Annotated in this window: 19 protein-coding genes and 5 tRNA genes; 21 read left to right on the top strand and 3 right to left on the bottom strand. The window is 43.6% G+C overall.

The annotated features are described in order from the left end of the window. Window positions 1–35: 35 nt before the first annotated feature. The 5 genes from ftsZ to mutT all read left to right on the top strand — a co-directional run bounded on the left by ftsZ (window position 36) and on the right by mutT (window position 6,777). Window positions 36–1,268, top strand: coding sequence for a cell division protein FtsZ (gene ftsZ, locus ACXAH2_RS16195; RefSeq protein ID WP_475079928.1), 1,233 nt, complete (start codon window positions 36–38; stop codon window positions 1,266–1,268). 104 nt (window positions 1,269–1,372) lie between these two features. Further along, on the top strand, window positions 1,373–2,290 hold the full coding sequence (gene lpxC / locus ACXAH2_RS16190) for a UDP-3-O-acyl-N-acetylglucosamine deacetylase (RefSeq protein ID WP_475079926.1): 918 nt from the start codon (window positions 1,373–1,375) through the stop codon (window positions 2,288–2,290). A gap of 145 nt (window positions 2,291–2,435) precedes the next feature. Further along, entirely contained in the window at window positions 2,436–5,156 is a 2,721-nt protein-coding gene (secA, locus tag ACXAH2_RS16185; protein WP_475079924.1) for a preprotein translocase subunit SecA, read from the top strand. A 17-nt stretch (window positions 5,157–5,173) separates the two neighbouring features. Further along, on the top strand, window positions 5,174–6,394 hold the full coding sequence (gene argJ, locus ACXAH2_RS16180; RefSeq protein WP_475079922.1) for a bifunctional glutamate N-acetyltransferase/amino-acid acetyltransferase ArgJ: 1,221 nt from the start codon (window positions 5,174–5,176) through the stop codon (window positions 6,392–6,394). Next, on the top strand, window positions 6,394–6,777 hold the full coding sequence (gene mutT / locus ACXAH2_RS16175; protein WP_475079920.1) for an 8-oxo-dGTP diphosphatase MutT: 384 nt from the start codon (window positions 6,394–6,396) through the stop codon (window positions 6,775–6,777). The genes argJ and mutT overlap by 1 nt, the downstream gene beginning before the upstream one ends. A 75-nt stretch (window positions 6,778–6,852) precedes the next feature. Here the strand turns inward: mutT and ACXAH2_RS16170 are convergent, their stop codons facing one another. Then, entirely contained in the window at window positions 6,853–7,650 is a 798-nt protein-coding gene (locus ACXAH2_RS16170; RefSeq protein ID WP_475079918.1) for a response regulator, read from the bottom strand. Between the two features lie 141 nt (window positions 7,651–7,791). Here ACXAH2_RS16170 and ppiC point away from each other — a divergent pair, with 141 nt between their 5' ends. The 4 genes from ppiC to ACXAH2_RS16150 are packed head-to-tail and all read left to right on the top strand — an operon-like array spanning window position 7,792 to window position 10,526. After that, on the top strand, window positions 7,792–8,070 hold the full coding sequence (gene ppiC, locus ACXAH2_RS16165; RefSeq protein ID WP_475079916.1) for a peptidylprolyl isomerase PpiC: 279 nt from the start codon (window positions 7,792–7,794) through the stop codon (window positions 8,068–8,070). A 20-nt stretch (window positions 8,071–8,090) separates the two neighbouring features. Next, a complete protein-coding gene (locus tag ACXAH2_RS16160) occupies window positions 8,091–8,522 on the top strand; it encodes a protein tyrosine phosphatase family protein (protein ID WP_475079914.1) in 432 nt (143 codons plus the stop codon). A gap of 7 nt (window positions 8,523–8,529) precedes the next feature. After that, window positions 8,530–9,141, top strand: a complete 612-nt coding sequence (locus tag ACXAH2_RS16155) for a helix-turn-helix domain-containing protein (RefSeq protein ID WP_475079954.1) — start codon at window positions 8,530–8,532, stop codon at window positions 9,139–9,141. A gap of 38 nt (window positions 9,142–9,179) precedes the next feature. Continuing rightward, complete coding sequence (locus ACXAH2_RS16150) at window positions 9,180–10,526, top strand: class II 3-deoxy-7-phosphoheptulonate synthase (protein ID WP_475079912.1); 1,347 nt, start codon at window positions 9,180–9,182, stop codon at window positions 10,524–10,526. Between the two features lie 143 nt (window positions 10,527–10,669). Here the strand turns inward: ACXAH2_RS16150 and ACXAH2_RS16145 are convergent, their stop codons facing one another. Together ACXAH2_RS16145 and ACXAH2_RS16140 are read right to left on the bottom strand one after the other, a co-directional pair. Then, window positions 10,670–11,359, bottom strand: a complete 690-nt coding sequence (locus ACXAH2_RS16145) for a GIY-YIG nuclease family protein (RefSeq protein ID WP_475079911.1) — start codon at window positions 11,357–11,359, stop codon at window positions 10,670–10,672. Window positions 11,360–11,453: 94 nt separating this feature from the next. Next, complete coding sequence (locus ACXAH2_RS16140) at window positions 11,454–12,080, bottom strand: O-methyltransferase (protein WP_475079909.1); 627 nt, start codon at window positions 12,078–12,080, stop codon at window positions 11,454–11,456. A 239-nt stretch (window positions 12,081–12,319) separates the two neighbouring features. On the opposite strand from ACXAH2_RS16140, the gene thrS reads away from it, so the two are divergent. The 12 genes from thrS (at window position 12,320) to ACXAH2_RS16080 (ending at window position 20,093) form a co-directional block, all read left to right on the top strand. Continuing rightward, complete coding sequence (gene thrS / locus ACXAH2_RS16135; RefSeq protein WP_475079907.1) at window positions 12,320–14,257, top strand: threonine--tRNA ligase; 1,938 nt, start codon at window positions 12,320–12,322, stop codon at window positions 14,255–14,257. Between the two features lie 8 nt (window positions 14,258–14,265). Further along, a complete protein-coding gene (gene infC, locus ACXAH2_RS16130) occupies window positions 14,266–14,799 on the top strand; it encodes a translation initiation factor IF-3 (RefSeq protein WP_475079906.1) in 534 nt (177 codons plus the stop codon). Between the two features lie 74 nt (window positions 14,800–14,873). Then, a complete protein-coding gene (rpmI, locus tag ACXAH2_RS16125; RefSeq protein WP_013795993.1) occupies window positions 14,874–15,068 on the top strand; it encodes a 50S ribosomal protein L35 in 195 nt (64 codons plus the stop codon). Window positions 15,069–15,113: 45 nt separating this feature from the next. Next, window positions 15,114–15,470, top strand: coding sequence for a 50S ribosomal protein L20 (rplT, locus tag ACXAH2_RS16120; RefSeq protein WP_063331359.1), 357 nt, complete (start codon window positions 15,114–15,116; stop codon window positions 15,468–15,470). A 126-nt stretch (window positions 15,471–15,596) separates the two neighbouring features. Further along, entirely contained in the window at window positions 15,597–16,592 is a 996-nt protein-coding gene (pheS, locus tag ACXAH2_RS16115) for a phenylalanine--tRNA ligase subunit alpha (RefSeq protein WP_475079905.1), read from the top strand. Window positions 16,593–16,614: 22 nt separating this feature from the next. After that, a complete protein-coding gene (gene pheT, locus ACXAH2_RS16110) occupies window positions 16,615–18,999 on the top strand; it encodes a phenylalanine--tRNA ligase subunit beta (RefSeq protein WP_475079903.1) in 2,385 nt (794 codons plus the stop codon). A 4-nt stretch (window positions 19,000–19,003) separates the two neighbouring features. Continuing rightward, a complete protein-coding gene (locus tag ACXAH2_RS16105) occupies window positions 19,004–19,300 on the top strand; it encodes an integration host factor subunit alpha (protein WP_353668717.1) in 297 nt (98 codons plus the stop codon). 257 nt (window positions 19,301–19,557) lie between these two features. After that, a tRNA-Pro gene (locus ACXAH2_RS16100) sits at window positions 19,558–19,634 on the top strand. Window positions 19,635–19,644: 10 nt separating this feature from the next. Then, window positions 19,645–19,720 (top strand) — tRNA-Thr (locus tag ACXAH2_RS16095). A gap of 61 nt (window positions 19,721–19,781) precedes the next feature. Then, window positions 19,782–19,857: transfer RNA gene (locus ACXAH2_RS16090), tRNA-Thr, on the top strand. 43 nt (window positions 19,858–19,900) lie between these two features. After that, window positions 19,901–19,976: transfer RNA gene (locus ACXAH2_RS16085), tRNA-Thr, on the top strand. A 41-nt stretch (window positions 19,977–20,017) separates the two neighbouring features. Continuing rightward, a tRNA-Thr gene (locus tag ACXAH2_RS16080) sits at window positions 20,018–20,093 on the top strand. The last annotated feature ends 271 nt before the right edge of the window (window positions 20,094–20,364 follow it).

The following is a 20,364-nucleotide window of genomic DNA, read 5'->3' as shown; positions in this document are numbered from 1 at the left end:
ATTGATAGCGAATTTATTGAGGAGCGAGTAAGCCCATGAATGTCTTTGATATGGCCGAAGATAATGTATCCGACAACGCGGTGATTAAAGTGGTTGGTGTTGGTGGCGGCGGCGGAAATGCAGTTCGCCACATGCTTGAAAATCAACTAGAAGGTGTTGAGTTTATTTGTGCTAACACGGATTCTAAAGCCTTGATTGGTTTTGATACTGGAATTTCCTTGCAGCTAGGTTCAACCATTACCAAAGGTTTGGGGGCAGGAGCAAACCCAGAAGTGGGACGTGATTCTGCACTGGAAGATCAAGAGCGAATTACACAGTTACTTACTGGTGCTGATATGGTGTTTATCACGGCTGGTATGGGGGGTGGTACAGGTACTGGTGCAGCCCCTGTGATTGCTAAGGTTGCTCGTGAGTTGGGGATCCTAACGGTAGCCGTTGTCACTAAGCCATTTCCTTTTGAAGGACGACGTCGTGCCAAAGTAGCGGAAGAAGGTGTTAAAGAATTACGAGAAAATGTCGATTCATTAATTACAGTGCCAAACGAACGTTTGTTACCAGTATTGGGGAAGAACATTTCTCTATTAAAAGCGTTTGGTGAAGCAAATAATGTTTTGTTTAATGCGGTACAAGGTATTACCGACCTTATCATGCGTCCAGGTCTTATTAATGTCGATTTTGCTGATGTAAGAACTGTAATGTCTGAAATGGGTATGGCAATGATGGGAACAGGCACTGCCTCTGGAGAGGATAGGGCGATAGTAGCAGCTGAGGCTGCTATTCATAACCCGTTATTGGAAGACATCAATCTTAAAGGTGCACGTGGTGTGCTGGTAAACATAACAGCTAATGAAGAGGTTGGCTTGTCAGAGTTTACTGAGGTGGGTGGCATTATTGAAGAATATGCATCGGAGGATGCAACTGTTGTAATTGGCTGTGCGATTGACCCAAGTGTGGGTGATGAGATGCGAGTTACAGTGGTGGCGACTGGTTTAGAGGGTCGAAGTTCAGTAGAAATGAAGTCTGCTGTTGGCGAATCTGTTATCTCTCAACCAGTTACGACTAAGGTGGAGCAGCCAGTTATCGAGAAGGAAGAAGTCTCTCGTGAAGCGGTAAAACCTGTGTCAACTCCTGCGCCTAGTGCGAAGGTGGAAGAGGTAGAGAGAAACTTGGAGGAGCCAGCAGAATCTAAAGATTCAACGGATAATTCAAGTGGCGATAAATTATCGTATTTGGACATTCCAGCATTTTTGCGTCGTCAGGCTGATTAATTTGAGTAAAAAACGTGCAAAATCAAAATGTTGGATTGTATATAAAGTGAGTTATTGATATATTTGTAAAAAAATGTATCTAGTCATATAAATGTAGGAATAGAATGGTACGCCAACACACACTTAAGAACATTATTCGAGCAACTGGCGTTGGTCTGCACTCTGGCGAGAAGGTGTATTTGACACTGAAACCTGCCCCTGTAAATACCGGCATAGTGTTTGTTCGTACGGATTTGGATCCAGTTGTAGAGATCCATGGGGATGCACGTCTAGTCGGCTCGACGAATTTTGCTACGGCTTTGTCGCAAAATGGTGTTGAAGTGAGTACGGTTGAGCATTTACTTTCTGCCATGGCAGGCCTCGGTGTCGATAACGCTTATGTAGAGGTCAGTGCTAGTGAGATTCCTCTGATGGACGGCAGTGCGAGTCCTTTTGTTTTCTTACTGCAATCAGCAGGTTTAGAAGCGCAAAATGTTCCGAAGAAATTTATTCGCGTTAAAAAGCCTATCCGAATTGAAGATGGTGATAAATATGCCTCTCTCGAACCTCATTCTGGTTTTAGATTGTCATTCAAGATAGATTTTGATCACCCTGCAATTGGTGAAGATGTGCAAACCACGTCCTTGGATTTTTCAACGACGACTTTCGTTAAAGAAATCAGTCGCGCACGTACTTTTGGTTTCATGAAGGATATTGAATACTTTAAGACGAACAATCTTGCGCGCGGTGCGAACATGGAAAATGCGATTGTATTGGATGATTATCGTGTCTTGAATGAAGAAGGTTTGCGTTACCGTGATGAATTAGTTCGTCACAAAATTCTTGATGCAATAGGCGATTTGTATCTTCTTGGTCATAGTTTGATTGGCGAGTACAAAGCATATAAGTCTGGTCATGGTCTAAACAATAAGTTGTTGTTGGCTTTGCTAGAGCAGCCAGAAGCTTGGGAATATGTTGTTTTTGAAGATGAAACACAAGAAAATCCAGTGTCATATGTTGAACCTGTTCTAGCCGGTGCTTAAACTTGCTAAAATGACAAACTGAGAAATGAAAAAAACCAGACTATATGTCTGGTTTTTTTATGTCTAGGTCCTTGATATTTCATGTTTTGTCACACATTACCGTGATAGACTCTATTTATTACTAATTGGCTACGTTGAATTCGAGATGTTAGGAACTGTAATTAAAAAAATCGTCGGTACTAAGAATGACCGAGAAGTAAAGCGCTACAAAAAAGTTGTCGCGCAGATTAATCAACTTGAAGAAAGCTTTAAGTCTTTGTCGGATGATGATTTAGCTGGCAAAACGAGCGAATTTCGTGAACGTCTGCAACAGGGTGCTTTGCTTGACTCTATTTTGCCAGAAGCCTTTGCCGCTGTTCGTGAGGGCAGTCGCCGTGTAATGGGTATGCGTCACTTCGATGTGCAGTTGATCGGTGGCATGGTGCTCAACGAAGGCCGTATCGCGGAAATGCGAACTGGTGAAGGTAAAACCTTGGTAGCCACTTTGGCTGTTTACCTTAATGCACTGACTTCCAAGGGTGTTCATGTTGTCACAGTAAACGATTATTTAGCTAAGCGTGATGCTAATTGGATGCGTCCCTTGTATGAATTTTTGGACATGAGTGTCGGTGTTGTTTTCTCAGGTCAAGAACGTGATGATAAAAAATCCGCTTACCTTTGTGATATCACCTATGGTACCAACAACGAGTTCGGCTTTGATTACCTACGAGATAACATGGTGTTTCGTCTTGAGGATCGCGTTCAGCGTGATTTGCATTTCTCAGTAGTCGATGAAGTGGATTCTATTTTAATTGATGAAGCGCGAACGCCGCTTATTATTTCTGGTGCAGTCGAAGATAGCTCTGAACAATATCGCAAAATTAATGCCTTAGCGGTTTTGTTAAAACCACATCTAGAAGCAGACGAAGGTCAAGAAGGCCAAGATGGTCATTATATTTTAGATGAATCACAACGAAGTATAGAGCTTACTGAAGATGGCCATACTTTTGTTGAAGCTTGGTTGGTTGAACAGGGCATGTTAGAAGAGGGTGAAAGTTTATACGCTGCTTCTAACTTAGCGCTACTTCACCACGTTCATGCTTGTCTAAAAGCGCATGTTATCTTCAAGAAGAATGTTGATTATGTGATCCAAGGAGACCAAATTGTCATCGTTGATGAACATACTGGTCGAACGATGGCGGGACGTCGATGGTCTGAGGGTATTCATCAGGCGGTAGAGGCAAAAGAAGGCGTTACTATTCAGGCAGAGAGTCAAACTCTGGCATCAACCACCTTCCAAAATTATTTCCGTTTGTATGAGAAGTTATCTGGTATGACAGGTACTGCGGATACAGAAGCGTTTGAATTTCAGCAAATCTATGGTTTACACGTTATTGTTATTCCAACTAACCGTCAGGTGCAACGTAAGGATTATAACGACCTCATTTACATGTCGACGGAAGACAAGTTTGAAGCCATTGTGTTGGATATTGAAGAGAATGTTAAGCAAGGTCGTCCTATTCTCGTAGGTACTGCATCTATTGAGTATTCTGAATTGCTGTCAAACTACCTGAACAAAAAGAAGGTTAAGCACAATGTTTTAAACGCAAAGCAACACGAACGTGAAGCGGAAATTGTTGCTGAAGCTGGACGTCCAGGTGCTGTGACAATTGCGACAAACATGGCTGGCCGTGGTACCGATATTGTGTTGGGTGGTAATTTGCAAGTCGAGATTGCTCAGTTGGGTGAAGGTGCATCTGAAGAGCAAGTCAACGCGTTGAAAGAAGATTGGCAAGCTCGTAATGAGGCGGTTTTAGGTGCAGGCGGCTTGCACATCATTGGTACTGAGCGCCATGAATCTCGTCGTATTGATAATCAATTGCGAGGTCGCTCTGGTCGTCAGGGAGACGTTGGTTCTTCTCGTTTCTATTTGTCTCTTGAAGACAATTTAATGCGTATTTTTATGTCTGATCGAATTAAGCGCATGATGATGGCATTAGGCATGGAAAAAGGGGAAGCAATTGAGCATAAAATGGTATCGAATGCCATTGAAAAAGCTCAGCGCAAAGTAGAAGGCCGTAACTTCGATATTCGTAAGCAACTGCTTGAATACGATGATGTGGCGAATGATCAGCGGCAAGTTATCTATCGTCAACGCTTTGATATGATGGTGTCCGACGATTTGTCGGAAGCCATTGCTGCCATGCGTGAAGACGTGGTGATGGGCGTGATTGATGAATTTATTCCTCCGCAAAGTATTTTTGATATGTGGGACGTGGCAGGTTTAGAAGAAAAACTGCGCAACGAATTCAGTTTGGATGTCCCTGTGGCAAAGTGGCTTGAGGAAGATAAAAAACTGTATGAAGAACCACTTCGTCAGAAGATTTTAGATTGTTTTATTCAAGATTATCAAACTAAAGAGCAGGTAGCTGGTGAAAAGCAATTCCGTGCGTTTGAAAAGCAGGTTTTGCTGCAAGTATTGGATACACTCTGGAAAGAGCACCTGCAAACCATGGATATGCTTAGACAAGGCATACATTTGCGCGGTTATGCGCAGAAAAACCCCAAACAAGAGTACAAGCGTGAATCGTTTGAATTATTCCAAGGTTTGATGGAACAAATCAAATTTGAGGTCATTCAAGTCATTACCCGAGTTAAGGTTCAAACAGCTGATGAAGCAGAAAAAATTGAGCAAGCTCGTCTTCAGCAAGAAGAACAAATGAAGATGAGCATGGTACATAAGGCTGCGGATTCATTAGCGGGTTCTGATTCATCTCAAGGAACGGCAGAGAGCGTTGCAAGAAGCTTTCCGAAGGTAGGGCGTAATGAGCCATGTCCTTGTGGATCGGGTAAAAAATACAAACAATGTCACGGTAAATTAGTTTAAGTTGGAGTAGGTAATAAATGGCAGTTGGCTTGCAGGAATTTCCATTCATTCCGGGCATTGATGGAATCAGAATTGGTGTAGCAGAAGCGGGTATTAAAAAACCAAATAATAAAGATTTGGTGGTGTTTGAAATCTGTGAAGGTGCAAGTGTTGCCAGTGTGTTTACACAGAATGCTTTCTGTGCCGCACCCGTTCGAATTTGCCGATCTCATTTAGCTCAGGCGAATGCGCGTTACTTATTAATTAATACAGGTAACGCAAACGCCGGCACAGGTAAATTCGGTGTCGAAAATGCGATGACCACTTGTCACTACTTAGCGGAGCAAGCAGGCGTTGATGTTGAGTCTGTATTGCCATTTTCGACAGGGGTAATTGGAGAGCCATTGCCAGTTGAGAAAATTACACTAGCTATCCCAAAGGCCTTGCAGAACTTGGCTGTCGATAATTGGTCAGCTGCAGGTATGGGGATCATGACCACGGACACCTTGCCAAAGGGCTCTTTCCGTGAGTTTAGTTTTGATGGTAAAACCTTCCGTATTGCGGGTATTTCAAAAGGTGCGGGTATGATACGCCCTAACATGGCGACCATGTTGGGCTATGTTTGCACCGATGTGGCAATTGCGCCTGAATTGTTACAACAGCTTTTGAAAAAAACCACCGATAAGAGCTTTAACCGCATCACAGTGGACAGTGATACCTCTACCAACGATTCTTGTGTGGCTATTGCGACGGGTAAGGCTGGTAACCCTACTATCGAAACTTTAGATACGCCGTTGGCACAAGCATTTGAAGTGGCGTTCACCGAAGTAATGCAAGAATTAGCGCATGCGATTGTTAGGGATGGCGAAGGTGCGACCAAGTTTGTCGCTGTTGAAGTGATCGGAGCAAAACAAATGGATGATGCAACCAAAACGGCATTTGAAATTGCGCATTCGCCTTTGGTAAAGACAGCGTTATTTGCCTCTGATCCAAACTGGGGGCGTATTTTGGCTGTTGTGGGTCGTGCTGGTGTTGAGGATTTGGACGTAGATAGGGTTCAGCTTCATATTAATGGTTTTGAAATTGCTCGCGATGGCGGCCGTTCACCTGGTTATTTGGAGGAGCATGGTGTGAAAGCCATGGCGCCACAAGACATTCATATTTGTGTGGACTTGGGCATGGGAGAGCAAAAGGATGTGGTTTGGACGACAGATCTATCCCATGAATATGTCACTATTAATGCTGAGTATCGTACCTGATGTTGGTTAGAGTGGCGGTTGGCTTGATTATGCGTGGTGATCAAGTCTTTATTGCACTACGTGATTCTACTAAACATCAAGGTGGTCTTTGGGAGTTTCCTGGCGGTAAAGTTGAATCTGGTGAGTCGGTTGAGCTGGCATTGTCTCGTGAACTTGAAGAAGAGTGTGGCATTCGAGTCTATGCATGCGAACTCTTTCAAACCATTGCTCATGATTATGGTGACAAACAGGTTGAGTTGATCTTTTATAAGGTGACAGAGTTTTCTGGTGAGCCTCATGGTAAAGAGGGTCAAGAAGTTCGTTGGGTGTCCTTGTCGCAACTCAAAGCATTTTCGTTTCCTGAAGCAAATGTACCAATAGTGGATGCTTTATCGTCAAAATGACGTTTGTCTAACACAAAAAAAGAGCTTAACTTGAGCTCTTTTTTTTTGTTCTCTTTTTCGTTTGTTGCCAAGGCTTTAATTTAGGATTTGAGCTAACAGTTGTCTTACAGTGCCTGGCTCAAATGGCTTGCCACAAATAGCATCGACACCTTCTTGGGTGATGTTGGATAATTGGCTTTCATCCGCATTGGAGCTAACCATCAAAATTGGGATGTGAGCGGTTTCAGGGTTTTGCCTGACTGCGTCAGTCAGTTCGCGGCCATCCATTTCAGGCATATTGTAATCGGTTACGATCAAATCAAATTCTTCTGTATTCAATCGTTCGATGGCTTCACGACCGTTTTCGGCAAACTGAATGTCTTCAATACCCATGGTGTTGAGTGTTTTGCTGATGTGTTTTCTCGCCGTTGTGCTGTCATCTGTCACTAATACTCGTAAACTGTGAGGATCGAACATTTCAAGGTCGATTTCCTCCGCTACTATTAGGTCAAGTGTTGCGTGAATGGCTCTTTTAAGGTCTTTTTGATTAAAGGGTTTAGGGAGAATGGCTAAAACCCCAGCTTGCTTTAGGTGCTCCAGATATTCACGGTTTCTTTCACTGGAAATCAGCATAAAGCACTGCTCTTCGGTTTCCTGGTTACTGCGAATTTGATCAATCAATTCGTTTGCTGAGCCATCAGGTAAATACATAGAAGAAATTACTAGATCAGGCGGAAAGCTCGTAAGAATCTCAATGGTTTGTTTTATGTCATTGGCATATTCAATTTGTTTAATGCCTGCGTCTTCAAGTGCTTTTGTGATTATTTTTCTTTGTGTTTCCGATGGTTCCACAAGAAGAAAAGATAAATCGCTAATTGCTGCGTATGCGCTCATAAACTGCTTTGCCCATTGGTTATCTTTATTGTGATTAATGTTGTAAAAGTTGATTCAGCTAGTGCTGAAAAGTACGTAATTCTATTATACTAATTGGGTTAATATCATTATTCTAGTAGATTAAATTATTTAGGGGTTTTCATGCCTACGGCAAGTGCCTGTCATATCTTGGTTAAAACCAAAGCAGAAGCGTCTTTAATTAAACAAAAATTGGATAAGGGTGGTGATTTTCACAAGCTTGCGAAACAGTATTCTACTTGCCCTTCAGGTAAGAAAGGTGGTGACCTTGGTGAATTCCGTAAAGGGGAAATGGTGCCTGCTTTTGATAAGGCGGTTTTCAATGGGCCTTTATTGACAATACAAGGTCCAATTAAAACCCAATTTGGTTTTCATTTGATCAAAGTATTGTACCGAAATTAACAAAAAATAGGATTCAGATTATGACTACGCCTGTTCAATTAGATGAAAATTACTTTGTTGCAGCGCAAATATCTGTCGAAGATTTATCTGTGTTAAAAGAGCAAGGTTTTACACTGATTGTGAATAATCGTCCTGATGGCGAAGTAGAGGATCAACCCACTGCGCAACAGCTTCAGCGGGCCGCGGAAGCCTTAGGTTTGCAATATGCTTGGAATCCAATTGAATTGCCAAAATTAGCCCAAGAGCACCTTAATAAACAAGCTGAGGTTATTATACCGACACAAAAGACATTGGCTTTTTGTCGAACAGGAACCCGTTCGTCAGTACTTTGGGTATTAATGGAAAATGCCAAAGGGCGGTCTTATGCTGATTTGGCTTCACATGCCTCAGCAAAAGGCTTTGATTTGTCTCGTTGTGAGACAGCAATGGCACCGTTATTACAAGGCCAATAGTGAGAGTATGGTTAGTCGTCCTTCTTTAGAAACCGCAACAGCTGCAGATCCAGATCGTTTTGTCGAACCCTTAGAACTTGGTAAACGAGTAAAAGAAATTCGTTTGGCCAAAGGTTGGACTCTAGAAGAGGTAGGGAAACGCACTGGAATAGCCCGATCGACTTTGTCAAAAATTGAAAATGACCAAGTGTCGCCTAGTTTTACCATAGTTCAGAAACTCATAAATGGGTTAGAAATGGACTTGCCGCAACTCTTTGTTGAGGCGAGTGATCAATCCATTGCTGGACGTCGCGATATTACTCGTAAGGGTAAAGGGGAGTCACATCCTACTGCGACTTATGAGCATGAATTGTTAAATTACTCAATCAGTCGCAAAAAAATGGTGCCTTTCAAAACTCGCGTGAGAGCGCGTTCATTTGCGGAATTTAAAGAGTGGGTTCGTCATGATGGCGAGGAATTTTTATTGGTTTTGCAGGGTAAAATTAATTTTTTCTCTGAACTCTATGAACCAATTGAATTAAAAGAAGGGGATAGTGTGTATTATGATGCCACTATGGGGCACGCAGTAACATCATTGTCAGCAAAGGATGCTGAAATATTGTGGGTTGTAGCCCGATAACATAAAAAGTCGAAAATAAAATAAGGTTGTAAATTGATATGAAAGAGTGGGAGTTAACAAGTTGGAGAAATAAAACGGCACTTCAACAGCCGGTTTATCCAAGTGCTGAGCATCTGGCTCAAGTAGAAAGTACTTTGGGAAAAATGCCTCCGCTTGTTTTTGCAGGTGAGGCGCGTCAGCTGAAAAGTGCATTAGCGAAAGTGGCTAATCGTCAATCCTTCTTGTTGCAAGGTGGTGACTGTGCTGAGAGCTTTGCAGAATTCCACGCTAACAATATTCGCGATACTTTTAAGGTGATGCTGCAAATGGCGGTGGTGCTGACTTTCGCAGGCAAGTGCCCAATCGTTAAAGTGGGTCGTATGGCGGGACAGTTTGCCAAGCCAAGATCGGCAGGCTCTGAGACGGTTAACGGGGTTGAGTTGCCAAGCTATCGTGGTGACATCATTAACGGCATCGAGTTTAATGAACAAGCTCGCGTGCCAGATCCTGAGCGTCTTATTCAGGTTTACAACCAAAGTGCTTCTACGATGAATTTGTTGCGTGCTTTTGCTCAAGGCGGCTTTGCAGACCTACATGAAGTTCATAAGTGGAATTTAGACTTCTTGAATGCCAGTCCGGCAGGCGATCGTTTCCAAAGCGTAGCGGATAAAATAGATGATGCGCTTCAGTTCATGGAGGCTTGTGGTATTGGGCCGGGTTTGGCGCAGCTTAAAGAAACAGAGTTTTACACCTCTCATGAAGCGCTTTTATTGCCTTATGAGCAAGCTTTGACTCGTCAAGATAGTCTTACGGGGGAATGGTACGACTGTTCTGCGCACATGTTGTGGATTGGTGATCGTACGCGTCAATTGGATGGCGCTCATGTGGAGTTTTTGCGTGGCGTACAAAATCCAATTGGGGTTAAAGCGGGCCCGAGTATGGATCCTGAAGATCTTGTGCGCTTGTGTGATATCTTAAACCCGAACAATGAAGCCGGTCGCTTAAATGTCATTGTGCGTATGGGCGCAGACAAAGTGGAAGATGGTATGCCTGCCTTGATTCGTGCGGTTGAACGCGAAGGTAAGAGGGTGGTTTGGAGTTGTGACCCAATGCACGGTAATACGGTGAAGGCTTCTACTGGCTATAAGACGCGTCACGTGGATGATGTGTTAAAAGAGGTTCAACAGTTCTTCCAAGTGCATAACGCTGAAGGTACTTACGCCGGTGGTGTGCATTTTGAAATGACAGGGCAAAATGTTACAGAATGTGTTGGTGGCGCTTTCCAAGTAACGGAAGCGGATTTGGCGGATCGTTACCATACTCACTGCGATCCTCGTTTGAATGCTGACCAATCGTTGGAATTGGCTTTCATGATCTCTGAGACACTGAAAAAAGCACGTGCTTAATTTGTCATATTCAAAAGCTTTTGCTCTTAGCGTTATGATGACTCATTAAATATGGCGAAGCGCTGAATAAAAAAGACCTGCTACTCAGCAGGTCTTTTTTATTGCTCGCTAACACTAAACTCTTGTGGCAAAGAATGACGCACTTATCCTTTGCGGCGACGAAAAGCAGATGTGGCTGATTTAGAAGTGATGTCGATTTTTGCCATGATCATGGCCATTTCATCGGCTTCAGCTTGCTGTTGTTGTTTAAGCTTTTCTTCGCGTTCTTTTTTTGCGGCACGTTCAGCTTCGTTGAGCATTTTTTGAATGCTGGCTTTGCTACGTGGGCGAGTGGGAGCTTTTTTCTCTTCTTTGGCAGGTTCGTCTAACCTGTCTTCAGCAATCAACTCACCAAAGAAAGAGCGTGCGGTAGGTTTTGGCTCTGCCGCCTTTTGAGGGAGTTCTACGGTTTTCTTTTGCGCCGTTTTTCTTGGCTTCTTTACCGGTTCTGCCGTTGATACGCCATTAGCGTCAAACATGGCTTTTTTGCCGAAGTTTAGATTGACGGATTTTTCTGCGGTTTGCGCTATTTTATAGCCTCGTAAACTTTCGCCGTTGTAAATGGTTAGATAATCTGATTCCAATTCATAAAGCTCTTGCTTGTCACTGGTGTCAAATAGTTCCTCAACAGTGAATGCTTCCATGCCATGTTCACGAATGTCATTGTACAGTGGGAATTCCAGGCCTTCGTTTGTCGCTTCGACATATTGTTCAAAGCGTTGGAAACCACTGTTAAATGACGTTCCTATATAGTGTTTTCCAGTAATGTTATTTGTGATTTTAAAAACAACCAAAATTGCTGCCTCTTAACTTGTCTTTGTAAATAGCAAATACACACCGCTCACCTTTGCGTGTAAAAAAGGTGATCGACGTAAAGAATGAAAATTATTAGTGTTTGACGACTATGTTTAATCCGTCTCGAACATTGAGGTGGACATTTTCCACGCGATTGTCTTGTGCGATGAAGCGATTCAAGTCATTCACGGCAATGTCGCTGTTTTCTTGCGGATCTAGAACCCGGCCTTGCCACAATGAATTATCTATGATGATTAAGCCTCCAGAACGTACTAGCGGAAGCACTGCTTGGTAGTAGTTTAGATAGTTGCGCTTATCAGCATCGATAAAAACAAAGTCAAATTCTCCGTCTAAAGATTCAACCGTTTCGAGGGCAGGGCCAAAAACCGCTTGGATTTTATGGCCATGCTCGCTGCGATCAAAAAAGGATTGAGCAAATTCAATTGCTCTAGGATTGGTTTCACAGCAGATGAGCTGGCCTTGTGCTGGCATACCTTCGGCAATCGAAAGCGCAGAGTAGCCCGTGAACATGCCAATTTCTAAAGCACGCTTTGGTTGAGCAATTTTTGCTAATAACTTCAAGGTTCGGCCAATGGTCTTGCCTGATAACTTATTTGGGTAGCCCATATCCGAGTAAGTCTTTTCTACTAACTCGAGTAACAGTTCAGGTTCTGCTTGAGTGGTCTCAATACAGTAATCGTCAAGAATATCGAGGTCCATAACGCCTTTGTTTGATGAAGTCTATGTGAAACGGAGGGCAATTTTACCCGTTAGCAGCAGAATGTCTATGGCTGAAAGTGAGAAAAAACACTTGATTTTCTCATCCTTGAGAGAATTCACATGTTTTGCGTAATTGCCAAATTAAAGTCGCATGATGATACGAAAAATGATAGGTTATGCGCTTAAATTTCCATGTGCTCTTTGGTATGGAGCACCACTGACTCCGATAGGGGAATAAAATGCCTGTAATTACTTTGCCAGATGGCAGTCAACGCTCTTTTTCTGATCCGATAACTGTGATGCAAGTGGCCGAAGATATTGGTCCTGGACTTGCGAAAGCAACGGTGGCGGGTCGCATCAATGGTCAGCTTGTCGATGCTTGTGAATTGATCTCAGACGATGCGGATCTTAGCATAGTGACTGGTAAGGATGCAGAAGGGGTTGAAATTATTCGCCATTCCTTTGCTCACCTTGTTGGTCACGCGGTTAAGCAATTGTACCCAACGGCTGAAATGGCCATAGGTCCGGTAATAGATGAAGGTTTCTATTACGATATTGCGTATGAGCGCCCCTTTACACCAGAGGATCTTACCGCTATCGAAAAGCGCATGGCTGAGTTGATCAAAACGGATTATGAGGTCGTAAAGAAGATGACGCCAATTGCCGATGCACGTCAGCAGTTTGTTGATCGAGGTGAATCTTATAAGGTGGCTCTTATCGATGATATGGACGACTCTGTCAAAGAAGTGGGTTTGTATCATCACGAAGAATACATGGATATGTGTCGTGGTCCTCATGTGCCGAATACACGTGTATTGCGTCATTTTAAATTGATGAAATTAGCGGGTGCGTACTGGCGTGGTGATTCTAATAATGAGCAATTGCAGCGTATTTATGGTACGGCGTGGAACGATAAGAAAGAATTAAAAGCCTATTTGACTCGTATCGAAGAAGCTGAAAAGCGTGATCATCGTAAACTGGGTAAGAAACTCGACCTTTTCCATGTACAAGAAGAAGCGCCTGGTATGGTGTTTTGGCATCCAAAAGGTTGGCGTTTATATCAAGTGGTTGAGCAATATATGCGTCAGAAACAACTTGATAATGGCTACCAAGAAGTGAAAACGCCACAAATCGTGGATCGTGTGTTGTGGGAGAAATCCGGTCACTGGGGTAAGTATCATGAAAACATGTTTACTACTCATTCTGAAAACCGTGATTATGCCGTGAAACCCATGAACTGTCCGTGCCATGTTCAGGTGTATAACCAAGGTCTAAAAAGTTACCGTGATTTGCCATTCCGTATGGCGGAGTTTGGGTCATGTCACCGTAATGAACCGTCTGGTGCATTGCACGGTATTATGCGTGTTCGTAACTTTGTACAGGATGATGGACATATTTTTGTGACAGAAAGTCAGATTCAGCAAGAAGTCTCTGAATTTATTAAGCTGTTGCACGAAGTTTATGCAGATTTTGGTTTTGATAATATTATTTATCGTTTGTCTACTCGCCCAGAACAGCGAGTGGGTTCCGATGAGGTTTGGGATAAAGCTGAGAAAGCTTTGGCGGATGCCTTAGATGCAGCTAACCTTGGATGGGAAGAATTGCCAGGCGAAGGGGCTTTTTATGGGCCCAAAATAGAGTTTTCTCTAAAAGATGCGATTGGTCGTGTTTGGCAATGCGGAACGATGCAGGTCGACTTCTCAATGCCAACGCGTTTGAGTGCGCAGTATGTATCCGAAGATGGATCACGCCAAACACCGGTTATGTTGCATCGAGCCATCGTGGGTTCTTTAGAGCGTTTTATTGGTATCTTGATTGAAGAGAGTGAAGGGGCTTTCCCTGCTTGGTTGGCTCCAGAGCAAGTGGTAATAATGAATATCACTGATCGCCAAGCAAATTATTGCTCTGATTTGGAAAAAAGATTGAATTCAAACGGTTTTAGAGCAAAACTTGACTTGAGAAACGAGAAGATCGGGTTTAAAATTCGCGAGCATACTCTTCAACGAGTTCCTTATATGATCGTTATCGGCGACAAAGAAGTTGAAAATCAACAAGTCGCAGTGCGAACCCGTTCAGGCGAAGATCTTGGAGTAATGAGTATTTCTGATTTTGAAGATTTGCTTCAAAAAGAAGTTGCTCGCCGTAGCCGTAAACAAGAAGTGGAGATAGAGCTATAAAAGGTAATATGAATCGTGGGCGTGCCGCTAACAAGCAGCGTCCTCAAATCAACGAGAACATTCGAGCAACTGAAGTGCGTTTAATCGCAGCGGATGGTGAACAAATTGGTGTTGTATCGATTGAAGAGGCGCTAAAAGCAGCTCAAGAAGCGGGCCTTGATTTAGTACAAATCGCTGACTCTGATCCAGTTGTTTGTAAAATTATGGACTACGGTAAGCATGTTTTTGAGCAGAAAAAAGCAAAGGCTGCTCAAAAGAAAAATGCGAAGCAAATCCAGGTTAAAGAAATGAAATTCCGTCCAGGGACGGAGGAAGGGGATTATCAGGTAAAACTCCGCAACCTGATACGTTTCCTTGAAGGCGGGGATAAGGCCAAAGTATCACTTAGATACCGCGGTCGTGAAATGGCCCATCAGGAGCTTGGAATGCAGCTTATGAATCGAGTCGCTCAAGACTTAGAGGAATACGGTACTGTTGAACAAGCTGCGAAAATGGAAGGTCGTCAATTGACTATGGTGCTAGGCCCCAAAAAGAAGAAGTAATTTCTCATGCGGCGTGATGGTGCGTCGCGTAAGCAAATTACATTAACATTAACGAATGCGAGAGTGGTTTTATCATGTCCAAAATTAAGTCACACAGTGGCGCAGCTAAGCGCTTCAAACGTACCGCGAATGGTTTTAAACATAAGCAGTCTCATACTAGTCACATTTTGACTAAGAAATCGACTAAGCGTAAACGTCATCTTCGTTCTTTGAACCAAGTTGCACAAAGCGACAAAGCGTTAATCGTACGCATGTTGCCATACGTTTAAGTCTCATTTTTAGTTATTAATTCATTAGTATAAAGGGTTTATATTATGCCTCGCGTAAAACGTGGTGTTCAGGCTCGTCGCCGTCACAAGAAGATTTTAAAGCAAGCTAAAGGTTACTACGGTGCACGTAGCCGTGTATTTCGTGTAGCAAAACAAGCTGTCATCAAAGCTGGTCAATACCAATACCGTGACCGTCGTCAGCGTAAGCGTCAATTCCGCGCATTGTGGATTGCTCGTATCAACGCAGCGGCTCGTCTAAACGGTTTGTCTTACAGCCGTTTCATTGCTGGTCTTAAGAAAGCGGCAATCGAAATCGACCGTAAAGTTTTGGCTGATCTAGCTGTGTACGAGAAAGAAGTTTTTGCAGCGATCGTTGAAAAAGCGAAAGCAAGCTTGGCTTAATTCTGACGTAGCCTTAGGGTGATTCGATCTTGAAAGAGCATCTCTTAATAGAACGAGTAACTCAATGCAGTCTTTGATAGGGGAAGAGCCAATGCTCTTCCCCTATTTTATTTTTTGGAGTGAATAATGGAGAACCTAAAGCAGATTCTTGCTGATGCGCTAAGCGCGGTGGCTGCTTCTGAAAGTGAGTCCGAACTAGATGAGGTTCGTGTACAGTATCTAGGTAAAAAAGGCGCTCTGACCGCGTTATTAAAACAGCTTGGTAATGTCTCTGCAGAAGATAGACCTAAGTTCGGTCAGTTAGTGAATGAGGCGAAAGGCCAAGTTCAAGAAAAGCTTAATGAGCGCAAAGCTGCTTTAGTGAAAGCCGCTTTAGATGCCAAGCTTGCAACAGAAACAATTGATATTTCTTTGTCTGGAGTAGGCGAAGAGGTAGGTGGCTTGCACCCAGTCACTCGTACCATGGAGCGTATTGAATCTTTCTTCCGTGGTATTGGTTTTGATGTGGCGGCTGGCCCAGAAATCGAAGATGATTATCATAACTTCGAAGCATTGAATATTCCTGCGCATCACCCAGCTCGAGCAATGCAGGATACTTTTTACTTCAATCCTAATACCGTGTTGAGAACCCATACGTCACCTGTACAAGTGCGTACTATGGAAACCTCTCAACCACCAATCCGTATTATTTGTCCTGGTCGCGTTTATCGTTGTGATTCTGACCAGACTCACACGCCTATGTTCCACCAAGTGGAAGGCTTGTTGATCGACGAAAACATTTCTTTTGCGGATTTGAAAGGCATTCTTCAACAATTCTTAAACGTATTCTTTGAAGACGATCTGAAAGTGCGTTTCCGTCCAAGTTATTTCCCATTCACTGAGCCATCTATCGAAGTGGATATCATGCGTACTAACAGCAAAGGCGAAGAGTCTTGGTTGGAAGTGCTCGGCTGCGGTATGGTGCATCCAAAAGTATTGGAAATGTCTGGTATTGACTCAGAGAAGTACACAGGCTTTGCTTTTGGTATGGGTGTTGAGCGTTTTGCCATGTTGCGTTACAAGGTGGATGACCTACGCATGTTCTTTGAGAACGATCTACGTTTCCTCAAACAGTTTAAGTAATCAGTCGACCTAGGATGTTTATATGAAAGTTAGTGAGAATTGGCTAAGAGAGTGGGTCAATCCAAACATCAGTAGCGATGATTTGGTTGCTCAAATTACCATGGCCGGCTTAGAAGTAGATGAAGTATTGCCAGCGGCGGCACCATTTAGCGGTGTGGTTGTCGGTGAAATATTGGCCGCTGAGCCACACCCGAATGCCGACAAATTACAGGTTTGCCGTGTATCCGATGGTAATGAAGAATTCCAAGTGGTTTGTGGCGCGCCAAACGCTCGTCCAGGAATCAAGATTCCGTTTGCCAAAATTGGTGCCGTATTAGGCGATGATTTCAAAATCAAAAAAGCCAAATTACGTCAGGTTGAGTCGTTCGGTATGTTGTGTTCCGCTTCTGAATTGGGCGTAAGTGAAGACAACGATGGCATCATGGAATTGCCACTAAGTGCGACGACAGGCGAAGATTTTCGCGCTTTTCTAGGCTTAGATGATCAGATTATTGATGTTGATTTGACGCCAAACCGCAGTGACTGTCTAAGTGTAGCGGGCTTGGCTCGTGAAGTAGGCGTATTGAACAAGGTGGACCTAACGCGGGTTGCTGTTCAAGCAGCAGAGGTGAACGTCGCAGATACTTTCCCTGTGAAAGTTGAGGCGACAGAAGCTTGTCCACGTTACCTTGGTCGTGTCATTCGTGGTGTAAATGTTGGCGTAGAAACGCCATTATGGATGACAGAGAAATTACGTCGCAGCGGTATTCGCTCGATAGATCCGATTGTTGATATTACCAATTATGTGATGTTGGAATTGGGTCAACCTATGCATGCTTTTGATCTAGCGAACTTAAATGGTTCTGTGGTTGTGCGTATGGCCGATGCAGGAGAGAAAATCTTACTGCTAGATGGCCAAGAAATCAGTTTGCGCGACGACACTATGGTCATTGCTGATGAGCAAGCGCCACTTGCCATTGCTGGTGTCATGGGCGGCGAAGGTTCCGGTGTCAACGAGAAAACTCAAGATATCTTTCTTGAAAGTGCTTTCTTCACACCGTTAGCTCTTGCAGGTAAAGCCCGTTCTTATGGTTTGCATACGGACTCTTCACATCGTTTTGAGCGTGGTGTTGATGCTTCTTTGCAAGAAAAAGCCATTGAGCGTGCGACTCAGTTAGTGCTAGAGATTGCCGGTGGTCAAGTTGGCCCAATCACCCAAGCAGTAAATGAAGACGCCTTGCCTGTGGCGGCACAGGTGACTTTGCGTCGTCAAAAACTCGATCAGTATCTTGCCATGTCTTTAGATAAAGACTTGGTGACTGATATTCTGACACGTCTTGGTCTTGAGATGGTTGAAGTGACGGATCAAGCTTGGGTGGCGAAAGCGCCATCACATCGCTTTGATATCGCTATCGAAGCGGACTTGATTGAAGAGGTGGCTCGTATCTATGGTTACGATAATCTGCCTTCCTCTATGCCGACAGCGGCGGTAAACTTCACACCTTTGAGTGAATCCAAAACGCCGATTCAATCATTGCGTGCTACTTTAGTGTCTTATGGCTATCAAGAGGCGGTCACTTACAGCTTTATTGACCCTGATTTGAGCAAGCAGTTCTTGTCTGAAATTGAGCCTGTGCCATTGGAAAACCCTATTTCAGCGGATATGGGAGTCATGCGTCCAAGTTTGATTCCAGGCTTGGTGAAAGCCTATTTGTACAATCAGAATCGTCAGCAATCGCGTGTTCGCTTGTTTGAAACGGGTCGTCGCTTTGTCGGTTCAGTAGAGGCGTTGGCTGAATTGGATCAACAATTGCAAATTTCCGGTCTGATTGCTGGAAGTCGTCATCCAGAAGCTTGGTACCACAATAATGAGAAAGTCGATTTTTATGATCTCAAAGCGCATGTGGAGGCTTTGTTTGCGGTGAATAATGGTGGTCAACCGACTTATCAGCGTTCTACCTGTGAATTCTTGCATCCAGGTCGCTCGGCAGACATTTACCTCAATGGTGAGTTTGTTGGTTTGATGGGGGAATTACATCCACAATTGGCGAAAGAGATCGGTGCTAAGCAAACTCTGTATGTATTTGATATTGCTTTAGACGCGGTATTGAATGCAACATTGCCAGAGTATCAAGCGGTATCTCGTTTCCCAGAAGTGCGACGTGATCTTGCTTTGTTAATGGATCGTAGTGTACCAGTCAGTGAGTTGGAAGCGGTGATTGCTCAATCTGCAGGCGAAGCCTTCAAAGATGTCTTAGTTTTTGATGTTTATCAGGGGCAAGGCATTGATGAATCGAAAAAAAGTGTCGCTTTGGGCTTGACGTGGCAGCATCCTTCACACACTCTTAGTGATGAAGAAGTGAACAACTCTGTCGAGCAGGCGGTGAAAACACTGTCTGAAAAATTGGGAGCCGTTGTAAGGGGGTAGATTTATGGGATCGTTGACGAAAGCAGACCTTGCTGAAAACTTAGTCGATTCAATTGGTCTTAGTAAAAAAGATGCTAAAGATTTGGTTGAGGGTTTTTTCGGTGTTGTGCGTAATTCCCTTGTTGAAAGAGAGCAAGTGAAATTGTCTGGCTTTGGTAACTTCGAAGTTCGTGAGAAGAGTCAACGGCCTGGTCGAAATCCTAAAACAGGGGAAGAAATTCCAATCACTGCTCGTACTGTTGTTACCTTTAGACCGGGTCAAAAACTCAAGTCTAAAGTTGAAGATTACATGCAAGAGTAATTGTTAATGACGTCTGAAAAGCCACCTTTATGGTGGCTTTTTTGCTTTTGTATGCATTAAGTTAACTGGGTAAATTGTTGATCAGGGATAATGAGATAGAGTGATGAATAATGATATTTAGATCAATGCTTAATCTATTTGATTTGCTTTTGATAATGCGTTGATAAAATCGAAAAAAAGTTAATAAAAGTCTTCCCTTTTCAATTCGTTATAGTAATATACGCACCCGCTGACAGCGACAGAGTTGTTGTTTGCATCGGGGCGTAGCGCAGCCTGGTAGCGCACTAGCATGGGGTGCTAGTGGTCGCAGGTTCAAATCCTGCCGTCCCGACCAAGAATTTTAAGCCGCTATAGCTCAGTTGGTAGAGCATCTGACTTGTAATCAGAGGGTCCCGAGTTCGACTCTTGGTGGCGGCACCATTTCTTGGTGAAAATGTCTTGCTTTATGTAAGAGATAAAAAAAGATTTTGCTTTTGTTAAAGCCGCTATAGCTCAGTTGGTAGAGCATCTGACTTGTAATCAGAGGGTCCCGAGTTCGACTCTTGGTGGCGGCACCATTTAGATGGAATGATAAGAGTAAACTGCGTTAGCTATAGTTATGCCGCTATAGCTCAGTTGGTAGAGCATCTGACTTGTAATCAGAGGGTCCCGAGTTCGACTCTTGGTGGCGGCACCATTACTTCACTATTGAGAGAGTAATAATAACTTTTGGCATTAGCCGCTATAGCTCAGTTGGTAGAGCATCTGACTTGTAATCAGAGGGTCCCGAGTTCGACTCTTGGTGGCGGCACCACTTACTATTTTTAATAGTCATGGGCTTGCTAAATGAGTTGGATGTCTAGCTCAGTTGGGATTATGTCCTAACAAGGCGCATAGACACCGGGAGTTAAGAACTCCACATCTTTCCTCAAGATGTAAAACAATGATGGGTGTGTATCTCAGTTGGGATTTCGTCCTAACAAGGCGCATAGATACCGGGAGTTAAGAACTCTGATCGACAGATCTAAAATGGCAATGGGTGTGTAGCTCAGTTGGGAGAGCGTCGCCCTTACAAGGCGAATGTC

The organism is Marinomonas sp. ABL3_031, from assembly GCF_056161265.1.
Note: the sequence above shows the minus strand (reverse complement) of the source record. Positions and strands in the feature narration are given on the sequence as shown.